The sequence below is a fragment of the Streptomyces thermoalcalitolerans genome (assembly GCF_039525155.1).
GTDB classification, from domain to species: Bacteria; Actinomycetota; Actinomycetes; order Streptomycetales; family Streptomycetaceae; genus Streptomyces; species Streptomyces thermovulgaris.
Map to the genome: position 1 here is coordinate 61,383 of NZ_BAAAHG010000034.1, position 10,774 is coordinate 72,156.

Consider the following 10,774-nt stretch of genomic DNA (forward strand, 5'->3'; position numbering starts at 1 on the left):
GTCACCCCGCCCCGGCTGGTCAGCCGTTCACCGCAGGGCCGGCCCGGAACTGCGGGTGCGCAGCGCAAGCACCAGTACCGAGTCCGTGTGGAGCGTGATGCGTACCGGTATGAAGGTGGTGGCATCCAGGGGTGACTTCCCGTTGCCGGGATTGCGGGCGTAGCGCGGATGGGCGCCTCCGCTGATCTGCCGGCGGATGCGGTGACCGACGGCGAAAAGATGGGCTGTGGAGCTCATCGGCACGGTGATCTGCGACGGCTCCTGCCCGTCTGTCCTCAGTCGGCCCAGCCCGTCACACACATTGACGGAGCGGCCTTGCGGGTCCACGTCGCACAGGCGAGAGAAGACGTCGGCATGCCCGGTGTCCGTGGAGATGCTCAATCGCGCCGAGACCGGCCCGAGGATGTCCACGGGTTCGGACAGCGGAGGGCTGGTGAATGTCAGGACGTCTTCCCGAGCCTCCAGGCTGCTGTTGTCGCGAGGACCGGCGGTACGGGAAAGCAGAGGGCCGCCGAGGGACGGAGTGGGATCGCCCGGGTCGTAGCAGAAGGACACCAGGGCGGCGGAGTCCGTGGGAGCCTGCTGGACGAGATGTCCCTGCGCGGTGGGAAACCATGAGCTGACGACCGTGACCGGCGGCCAGTCGTCGAGGTCCTGCCAGACGTTCTCGCCGCCGATGTGCACGCGCACCCTTGTGGGACGCATGCCGGAGGGGTCGGCGTACAGGTGGGCGCGCAGCCAGGCAAGGCTCTCGGCGAACACCTCGGGCCAGCCCTGTTGCAGGGCGGAGGCATGGGTCCAGGGGCCGACGAGGAGGGCGGTCTCGCAGCCGGCCCGACGCAGCCGGTCGTACTGTTCGAAGGTCTGGTCGGCCAGCACGTCGTACCAGCCGGTGATCAGACTTGTGGGCACACGAAGCCGTTCCGCCGCCTTGGCCAGCGACGCGCCGCGCCAGTACGTGTCCTTGGCATCCGGGCGTGCCATCACCTCGTCCAACCAGGGCACTTCACCCCCGAGGGCCGACACGTACGCCCCGCGCAGCGGCCGCGCGGTGGTGGCATCACGCAGGCGTCGCCGCAGGCGCAGTGTCGCCCTCAGGAACGCTGCCATGCCCTGGTGCTGGTAGGTCATGCCTGTGCCGACGGCGAGAGCGGTCTCCAGGCGCAGCGCACCGTGCGCGTGGAACAGGGCATGGAGATCGTGCAGGCCCACCTGCACCACCATTGCCCTCAGTTCCGGCGGCGGGTCCAGGGCAAGGGCCCATTGCACATAGCCCAGGTAACTGGGGCCGATGGTCCCGAGTGTTCCGTTGAACCAGGGCTGCTCGCGCAGCCAGGACACCGTGGCCTGGCCGTCGGCGGCCTCGTTGCGCCACAGGTCGAACGCGCCCCCCGAACCGCCGGTGCCGCGGCAGCTCTGCAGAACCACATGAAAGCCCTGTTCGGCGAAGAGCGGACCGTACATGGGGGACCACGGCAGGCCCCTGCCGTAGGGCGAGCGGACCAGGAGAGTGGGGAAGTCGCCCTCTGCACGCGGGAAGTAGTGGTCCGTGATCAGTGGGCTGCCATCGGCTGCCGGTACCACCAACCCCGGCTCCCACCCGGCGTCGTGCCGTTTGGCCGGGAGACGGCGCCATGCCGCCCTCATCATCCGTGAGGCCAGTGGCGGTTTCCCGGAAGGCGGTTTCCAGGCCGGCCTCGGCACAGGACCGTGCGTGCGTGACGACATCTTCCCCTCCTCTATTTCCGTACGTTGTACGAGAACAGGGGATGCTTGACTGGGGTGCGCAAGGGCCGCCGATCAAGAAAGGAGCGTGGGGCCATGCCCCGTGACGAAGGAGCCGACGCCCCGGGTGTCGACCCTCAGCAGCTCTGGCTGAGCCCTGCCCGGCCTCGCAGAGGTCGCAAGCCTGCCTACAGCCGAGAGGTGATCACCGCGGCGGCCGTCGCCCTGGCGGACACAGAGGGGCTCGAAGCAGTCACCATGCGAAAAGTCGCCGCACGGGTCGGAGCCGGCGTCATGTCGCTCTACAGCTACGCCCCTGACAAGGAGACGTTGCTGAACCTGATGGTCGACCACGTCAGCGGCGAACTGCCGACCACGAACACACTCACCGGCGACTGGCGCACCGACCTGAAGGCCATCGCCCACCTCCAGCGCGACCTCATGCTGCGGCACCCCTGGCTGCCCGCCGCCCTGTCCACCCGCCGCATCCCCGGACCCAACACCCTGGCCTTCCTGGAACACGCGCTTGCCGCCCTGCGGCCCACCGGACTGGACGGTGCGGCGAAGCTGGAGATCTTCGCTCAGCTCACCGCATTCGTGGCCGGGCATGTCGCCTACGAGATCGCACAGGCCGAGGCCTCGCGGTCACCCGACCGCGCCGCAGCCGAAGCCCGCTACCTCGCCGCCGTCGCCGCGGACGGCAACCATCCGGAACTCGCCGAAGCTCTCGCCGCCCCCGGACGCCCTCTCACCCCCGAAGCCACCTTCACCCGGTTCCTCAACCGCCTGGTCAACGGCCTCGACACCGACTGACTCCGCACCGCCTTTCACCCTGCTGGGCCTGGTCAGAAAGAGGGGGCCGAGTCCGAAGCCACGACCACCTGATCAGACGACCGGCGGCCGCCCCAGCCAGGCCACCCGCCGCACCGTGCACCACCGCATCGGCCGACGGGACGGGCGCCGCACCGCGGCGGTGCCGTGACGGCCGCGTCAGTCGGCTTGTGCCGGAGCGACGATGCTGGTGACGAATCGCTCCGCCCCCTTGCCCCGAGAGCGGACCAGCAGGCGCAGAGGCTGCGGCAGACGGCGGGGCAGGTCGGCGGGAGCCGTCACCCACCAGCGCATGGACAACGTCTTTCCCGCCCGAAGGGTGGCGGGGCTGACCGGCTGCCGGGGGAGGGCTTTCCAGCCGTCGGGAACGAGCAGCTGGGAGCTGACGACGACGGTGGCTGTTGCGGTGATGGTGGCGGTGACCTTCACGGCTCTGCCCGGCACCACGGGGACGAAGCCATGAGACGGTGTTTTCACGGCGAGGACGAGACGGGGATCCTCTGTGCGCCATGACTGCCAGGCGGTGACCCCCACGGCGCCGCCCGAGGTACGTGTGGCGGTGAGTCTGAGGGCGGTGGTGGTGACAGTCCTGTCCAGCAGGATCCGGTTGAGGGCTCCCGGCCGGGGGGTTCGCGGAATGCGGTGCTGGCCCGGCAGGGGATGCCAGCTGCCGTCCCGGCCGAGGTAGTGGAGTTCGTAGGAGTCGGGGGTGCGGACTCCGCCGCCGTCGTCGTAGAAAGAGATGCGCAGGTCCGACACGGGGGTGGGCACGCCGAAGTCCACGGCGAGCCAGTCGACGGCGTTGGGGCTGCCGTAGTTGGTCCACCGCGACGACGGTGTGTCGAGATGGAGGTTCTGTCCGTCGATGGCCTTGGCCGGACTGTCGAGGGGGAACGTGTACGAGGCACGCGCGAGGGGATAGCCCTTCTGCTCGACGTTGGCCAGGTCGTCGACCTCGCGGGGCAGGCTGTGCCGCCTGGTCCTGCCGATGGTGAGCGTCACCGGCTCCAGACCGGTCTGCCGGTGTATGCGCCGGCCGTCCAGCCAGACACTCAGGCCGGCTCCGTGTCCGTAGTGCCGGCCGCTGCGGTCGAAGAGCACGCTGAGGTTGTGTCCGTGGTAGGGAAGGTTCTCCACGGCGAAGTGGTCCCATTCACGCGGTACCAGCGGTGCAAGGAAAACGGTGTCATCGGGCTGGGAACGGATCCCGAGCAGCCCGGACAGGACCAGGTCGTTGAAGGTGGAGTGGTTGTAGTCCTCGCTGTGCCCGCGGCTGTCGTAGATCCAGCGGTCCTCGTCGGGATGATGCGCCTCGGCAACGTACGGCTTGCCGTCCTTGCGGTGGGTCAGAGCGTAGGCGCGGAGCACAGCGTAGTAGTCGGTACGGTCGACATAGGGCTGGGCGGGATAGTCGATGAGGAGGTTGGCCAGGGCAGTGAGCGTCTGGCTGGTGGCGAACGGCCAGTTCGGACCGTTCCAGCGGCAGCAGCCTTCGAGTGCCTGATACATGAACCACGGGCTGCGCCGCTCGACCGTGGTGGGACCGAAAGGCGCGGAAAAGCCCTCAGGATCGCGCAGCTGGGCCCATGCCGCCGCGTTGCCCGCCGGAGCCATGTGGAAGTACCACGGCAGGAAGCCGATCAGCTCACGGTCGGCGATCTTGCGCCGTTCGGGATTCCTGTCCCGCATGACGTGCTTGTAGAACTGATCCTTCTCGTCCCACAGCCAGCGCTCCTGCTGCACCTGCAGAGCACGGGCACGCTCGTCGTAGCGGGCGGCCTTCGCCTCGTCGCCCCTGTGACCGCGGCGCCGCAGAAGCGCGGCAATCGCCTTGGCGTCGCCGTACTGGTAGGCGTTGAGAGTGGGACGGAACCCCTCACCACCGTGGTACGGATCGTCGCTCTGGTAAGAGCTCGCGGTGTACTCCATCGCGTCCCACACCGGTGTCTGCCAGTAGAGACCGACCTCGGCGTCGAACTGCGGAGCCCACCGCGTCCACTGACGCTCCAGCGCGTCGAGCAGACCCAGGGCGTACTCCCATCTGCCGTCGGTCGACGCCCGGGCCACAACGGCATCCGCGACCCAGAAGGAGTACTGGTGTGCCCAGTCGGTGGTGTTCTTGTTGAGGAAGTCCGTGGCCGGTTTGGGGCCCGAGCCACTGCCGCGCAGCCAGTAGTTGATGTAGTCGTCGAGGTAGCGGTGGTCGCGCAGCCAGCGCGCCTCGCGGATGTGGTGAGCGGCAGCGGCATTGATCCCGCCATACGGCGCGGAGTAGCCGACCGGCCCCAGAAACTCCGAGAAAATCCACCCCTCCCGGGGCCCGGTGTACTTCAGGGCATGCTTGATCACCCGCCACCGGTAGTAGTAGGTGTCCTGGATCTCGGCGTCGGGCAGGTCGACGAAGGGGATGTTCGCCTCGTACCACTCGGCCTCCGGCAGGTCGCCCAGCAGTGACCGGTGGTCCAGGAAGGCCGTTCCGGGACCCACTTCCGGATACAACGGGGACACGACCGGCCGCTCACCGGCCGGGGGCATCTCACTCGGAAGGCTGCCCGGCGCACTCATACGTGCGGCTGTGCCGGGCGGTGCCGCACCGCTCAAGGCGGCCACGCCCAGGGTCGCAGCGCCGCTGTGAAGGAACCGCCGACGATCGAGGGCCATGCGCATACCCCTCCTGCGAGAACAAGTGGACAAGGCGCCCGGGCACTTGACGCACAACGCCCGACAACGTTGTCTCCCAGAAGCTCCCGACTCAGACTGCCACGGCCGGGCCCATGGCTGAAGAGCCTGCGCAACACCGGAAAAGACTGACCTGCACCCAGCCGGTGCCTGCACCGCCGTTCTGCTGCGGCCGGTCAAGACACCCGTCGGTGGCGAGGAGTTGATGGAATTCACGGCCGCGCAGGGTCTGCCGACGGTGCGGAACCGGGGCGCTGCTGCTCGCCGGGAGCAACGGCTGTCTCCGCGCCGTCGGTCACGGAATTACGGTCACCGCCGGCAGCCGCGCCCGGCCGGCAGCATGGGGCGGAAACGTGGCCGCCGTCCAGCGCGGACCCGTTGTTGAGGCAGCAGCCGCCGAAGATCGCGCATACCCCAAGGACGGCAGACCTGCTGTTCACCCCCGATGTCGGCTCTGCCATCACCCTGAGATTCCCCCGGCTCCCCGACTGCTGAGGGACCCAGTGTTCACGCCCCAATCGGCGGACACGCCATCCCATTGGCAGTCCGGCCTCCCGGCCGACCACTAGGGGCACGGTCCGACCTCAGAGGTTACGTGCTTCAGGCGATGAAAGTACCCACCTGCCGGCGGCTGCGGCACTGAGGCTCTGCGGCTCAGCAAGACCCGTTAGGCGATCTCGGCACAGATCAAGTTCTCCTTGTTGTCGACCAGCCAGTAGTAGAAGTAGTGGCCGGGCTCAGACGGGCAGATGTCGCCGCTGAGTGATCTCGGTGCCTTGAAGTACCCGGTGATCTGCAGGATCTGGTTGTAGCCCTGAGGCACGGTGTCGCGGCTGCAGCTCCAGACCACCATCAGATCGGCGCTTACGGAGTCGTTGTCGATCTTCGCCGGGAAGCATTGGCCCTTGCGGTACTGGCGGGTGAGGCAGAGGGTGATGGCCGTGCTCGTGGCGGTGATGTGCGTCCACTCGCCCCGGCCATTCCCCGAAGGGCAGTCCGGGTCGCTCGTACCGGTTTTTTTGGTGGCGGTAACCCGGAGGTAGGCGTCCGCGGAGTCGCAGTGCACCCGCTCGGGGACGGAGGAGGACCACCCGCCGTAACCGTTGCTGTAGGTGTTGAGGCAGTCGCCGGCCCGCACAGCGGCGAAGGCCAGATCCTCGGGTTCGAGCGTGCGGGGCGGCGTCGGGGTGGGGAAATAGGTCGGACTGCTTCTGCCCGAGGACGAGTTGGAAGAGTCAAGGATGGTGGGAAGGACGTGGAAGAGAGCCAGGACGGCCACTACCCAGGCAATTCCCTTCCAGAAATCTGTGCCGTTGCCCCTCCCGGAGGGGGGCGTCGGCGCGGTGAGGCCCGGCTCGGCTGTACCCGTGGTCCTGCCGCCCGCGGAAGCGGCTCCCGAGGCTCGGGACCGGACACCCTGGCCTATGGCAGCGGCCGCGCCCGTGTCGCGTTGACGCTCCTGCTGCGCGCGCCGAGCCTCCTCGCGCTCGGTCGGCTCGGCCTCGCCCCGTTCCTGCTCCTCGTGTTTGCGCCGGCGCTCCCGCTCCGGGATGTGGACATCGCGGGTGTACTGCCGCGTTGGCCCGGGCGGCGGGACCGCCCGTGTCCGCTGGTCGACCGTCGGCGCCTCGGGGGCAGGGCCTCCTTCGGCAAGTGCGTGGCCATGCCGCGCGTACGCCTCGATCAGCTCCGTCCACCGCGGGGGAAGGAAGCGGCTGCCGTCGGCCCGGCTCGGCAATTCGGCCTGCGTCCTGGTGCACTCCCGAAGAACCTCGTCCGTTCCCGGCCGGTCGGCAGGGTCGACGGCCAGACAGGGGCGGACCAGCGGCGCCAGTTCCTTCGGCAGCCCGGTCAGATCCAGTTCGCCGCGCGAGACCCGTGCCAGCAGGGCAAGTGTGTCCTCGCCCTCCGGGTACGGAGGGCGGCCGGTGACCAGGTAGAACACGGTCGCACCCAGCGAGTAGACATCGGATGCGGTGGTGGAGGGCTCGCCGCGCGCCTGCTCGGGAGAGGTGAACGCGATCGTGCCCAGGGTAAGGCTGGTCCGTGTGATGTCGGTGGCGTGCGAGATACCGAAGTCGATCAGGCGCGGGCCGCTGAGCGGGAGGAGGATGTTCTGCGGTTTGAGGTCGCGGTGGACGATGCCCGCACTGTGCAACAGTATCAGCGCCTGTGCGGTCTCCGCGGCTATCCACCGGGCCGTCGACGACGGGATGTGACCGGCTGTCCGCACCAGCTCCGCCAGCGAGGGAGCCGCGATGTAGTCGATGGCCATCCAGGGCAGTTCGGCATCCGGGTCCGCGTCCTGCACTGTGGCCGTGTACGCGCTGTCGATCCGTTTGGCCAGTGTCACCTCGCGCGCGAAGCGCCGCCGGTCGGCGTCGGAGACGACACCTTCCGCCAGCAGCGTCTTGACGGCGACAAGCTGTCCGCCTTCGCCCGACCGGGCCAGGTAGATCCTGCCCATCCCGCCCGAGGCCAGCCTGCCGAAAAGCCGGTAAGGCCCCAACTGCACCGGATCGTCACTGCTCAGCGGATAAATCCTCGGCCCGGCCATCTTTGTCCCCCTCATCATGGCGCCGGCACCACAGTGCCATGCCAGATCCTGGAGCGGGTACCGTGCAGAGACGTTCTTGGGAGGTCAACCAAGCTGGACGTCCGCTGCCTTGAACGGCGCGTGGCCAAAGCGGCACCGCCACACCCCCTCGTCACCGCCGCCCAGGCCTTTCTCGCCCTGAGGCGGCCCAACCCAAAGGTCCACACACCCGCTTGACCCCCTACCAGGTCCTTGATGTCCTCAAGGACTTGCTGAGGCGCTGGGTTGGCACATGCACCATCTGCGGATGATCTCTACCTACCCTGCGAAGCCACCACAGACAGGGCAGATCCTAACGGAGCACTACTAACTGGTTGTTCTCCAGCCGCCCGTGGAGTCGATCAGGTTCGAACGAGGCGCTGATTCGGGTGAGTTGGCCGATGCAGAGGCATGAAGGAAAAAAAAGGGGCCTCCTGGTAGCTCGCGGTTGTCGAGTCCAGCGAGAAGCAAGAAGCCCTGGTATCGCATGGCCATGGTCGCTGAGTCCAGTTGTCCACTCCTGGGTGCGGCTGTCTCGCCCATCGGTTCGGAAACGCGGCCGACCGGCCGCAGCGCCGCCCCTGGTACGCCTCGGACATGAGCGGGCCGAGTGGGCGCGGGTGCGGGATCTGCTCAAGCCGCAAGCGGCCGTGGTGCCGGTCGTCTTCACATCCAGTGGCGAACTGCGCATCGCTACCCTGCTCATTCATTGGTGCGGCCGCCGTCCTGTATGCCTTCGTTGCCCTTCTCCTGCTTGCTCTGATGCTCTGTGGGGCGTGGGCTGGATCACCACACGGGACGCAGCAGCGGGATCGAGTCGCCGACCAGGGTCCGGATGACGGCCGCGAGTTCGGCTCGTGACATCTGCAGGCCGGTTTCGTGGAGCTGCTTGGGCAGCTGCGTTTCCAGTTCGTGCAGGATCCGCCCGGCTACGGGTCAGGTGCTTCAGTACCTTGACGGCCAGCACGACGAGTTTTCGCCGGCCGCCGACGGGGTGCGACCGGCGCTCGAGAAGACCATCCCGAGCAGGAAGGTGAGCTCGGTGCGCTCGAGTGGGTCGTGGCCCCGCCGTGGTTCATCTTGACATACAGGAGGGATGCCATGTGCATCCCCAGTAGGGGCGGACGGCAGACGGCCAAGACGCCCGCCGACTCGATGTTCGGTCTGGCGGGCCCCAGTCAGGGCGGCGCCGAGGTCGACATCTGGCGGGTGGAGCTGGACGCCGACTCGTCCACGCCGTTCACATCATCGACCGCGAACAGGTGGGATGCCGCTGTCGGGCTTGAGGTGGACGGCAGGACCGGGCGGGCCAAGGCGGCCAGGCGGTCATCGTGTCCGTCGGCGCGGTGCGGTAGCTCAAGGCCGTGGGCGGTCCCGCAGAGGCGCTGGTCGCCATGACTGTTGGCGGCAAGGCGGATGATGCCGGGCAGCAAGGACAAGATCCCGCTTCCCTGGGCCAAGTGACTCCATATTTTCGGCAAACAGCCCGACCAGGCCAGCCCCCGACGGGTCTGGTCAGGCTGTTTGCTGCTTCCGGGCTTTGTCCCGCTGCCCGGATGTGAAGGCAAAGCCCCAGACATCAGCTGCAACCCGACAAGGACCGTCATGAACCCCGAAGTGAGCAGTGGGCGCCGCCAGGCGATTCTGACCCTGCTGTCGCGGCGCTGGCCTGAGAAGCTATCCGATGCTGGCGTCGGCTATTCGGTGAGGGACATTCGAGATGCATCGCGACGATCGGTCAGTGAATCTTCCCACCGCGCTGTCGCCGGAGCGGGCCGCTGAAATCAATGGGGTCATCGACCGGATCACATGCTGGGCGCGGGGCCGCGCAGACATCGTCGGTCTGCTTCTGGTGGGATCTTGCGCCCGCAATGCCGCGCGACCGGACTCCGACATCGACGTTGTCCTGCTCACCACGGACGAGTCCCGGTACCTCCTTGAGGATGCCTGGGCTGTGGAACTCGGGCTGGGGCTGACCCGCACCCAGTCATGGGGAGCGATCACAGAACGACGCTATTCCACGGTCTCCGGCCTGGAAGTCGAGCTGGATATCGGCTCCCCGGCTTGGGCAAGGACAGATCCTGTTGATCATGGGACGCGTCGTGTCGTCACCGACGGCGCCCGGGTGTTGCACGATCCAGCGGGTATCCTTGCCGACCTCCTCGCCGCCTGCAGCTGATCGTCGGCTTGCCGGCGAGTCCCTTGGCGCGCTTGTTGGGGTGGTTGCTGAGGTCGATGGGGGTGCGGTGATGGTCGGCGGACTGCACTTGCAGTTGACGGTGCGTGCACTGGAGTGTCTGCTGGACTACGCCGTCAGCCGGGCCCGCACCGACGGCGCGATGCCCTCAGCTGCGTTCTTTATGGGCGTGCAGCGGTGCTGTGCATCCGCTTGGCCGCCCGGAGCACGCGCCGTGATGTCTGGCATGGCTCTGGAGCCGGCACCGCCGGTCGTTGTGGGTCAGTAGTCGAGGCTCGGGTACCAGTCGTCGCGGCCTTGTGGGGGTCAGGAGGTCGATGCCGCGTTCGTCGATGTCGTTGGCCATGCGTGGGTGGGTGGAGTAGAAGTGGTGAACCATGCCGTTACCGTCGTGGACGAAGACGGAGAACGTGGAGTACTGTTCGCCGTCCATGTCCTTGCTGCCCAGGCCGTACTTGAATGTGCTGTCGCCGCTGCTGAGGAGCCGTAGCCGGTGCCAGCCGTGGGTTTGGTGTATGTGTGTTCTCTGCTGCTGTGCCTGGTCTGGTCTTTTGCGGGGCTTCGGGCGGTTGGGTTGGGCTGCCGTCCAGTTTGGTCGTGTTAGCCGATCTGGGTGTTGTCCTGTAGATGGTTTACGGCATGCGGGTTGACCTGCTTGTTTCTTCGTTACCCGGCGGGGGTGGGGTTGTGCATGCGGGTGACGTCATTGGTCGCCCGGTGGACGCTATCGCCCTTGAGCTGGCAGTTCCTTACGATCTTCCAGTTCT

6 protein-coding genes are annotated in these 10,774 nt (G+C 67.5%); 2 read left to right on the forward strand and 4 right to left on the reverse strand.

All coding sequences use genetic code 11. From position 1 onward, the window contains the following. Positions 1-27: 27 nt before the first annotated feature. The gene (locus tag ABD224_RS19320) at positions 28-1,647 is read right to left on the reverse strand and encodes a CocE/NonD family hydrolase (RefSeq protein ID WP_344051535.1); all 1,620 of its coding nucleotides are present in this window, start codon (positions 1,645-1,647) and stop codon (positions 28-30) included. A 174-nt stretch (positions 1,648-1,821) separates the two neighbouring features. On the opposite strand from ABD224_RS19320, the gene ABD224_RS19325 reads away from it, so the two are divergent. Then, positions 1,822-2,538, forward strand: a complete 717-nt coding sequence (locus ABD224_RS19325) for a TetR/AcrR family transcriptional regulator (RefSeq protein ID WP_344051521.1) — start codon at positions 1,822-1,824, stop codon at positions 2,536-2,538. Positions 2,539-2,715: 177 nt separating this feature from the next. Here the strand turns inward: ABD224_RS19325 and ABD224_RS19330 are convergent, their stop codons facing one another. The 3 genes from ABD224_RS19330 to ABD224_RS19340 all read right to left on the reverse strand — a co-directional run bounded on the left by ABD224_RS19330 (position 2,716) and on the right by ABD224_RS19340 (position 9,249). After that, on the reverse strand, positions 2,716-5,043 hold the full coding sequence (locus ABD224_RS19330) for an MGH1-like glycoside hydrolase domain-containing protein (protein WP_344051523.1): 2,328 nt from the start codon (positions 5,041-5,043) through the stop codon (positions 2,716-2,718). An 859-nt stretch (positions 5,044-5,902) separates the two neighbouring features. Further along, on the reverse strand, positions 5,903-7,792 hold the full coding sequence (locus ABD224_RS19335) for a serine/threonine protein kinase (RefSeq protein ID WP_344051525.1): 1,890 nt from the start codon (positions 7,790-7,792) through the stop codon (positions 5,903-5,905). Positions 7,793-8,988: 1,196 nt separating this feature from the next. Beyond that, on the reverse strand, positions 8,989-9,249 hold the full coding sequence (locus ABD224_RS19340; RefSeq protein WP_344051527.1) for a hypothetical protein: 261 nt from the start codon (positions 9,247-9,249) through the stop codon (positions 8,989-8,991). A gap of 302 nt (positions 9,250-9,551) precedes the next feature. Here ABD224_RS19340 and ABD224_RS19345 point away from each other — a divergent pair, with 302 nt between their 5' ends. Continuing rightward, complete coding sequence (locus ABD224_RS19345; protein ID WP_344051529.1) at positions 9,552-9,989, forward strand: nucleotidyltransferase domain-containing protein; 438 nt, start codon at positions 9,552-9,554, stop codon at positions 9,987-9,989. The last annotated feature ends 785 nt before the right edge of the window (positions 9,990-10,774 follow it).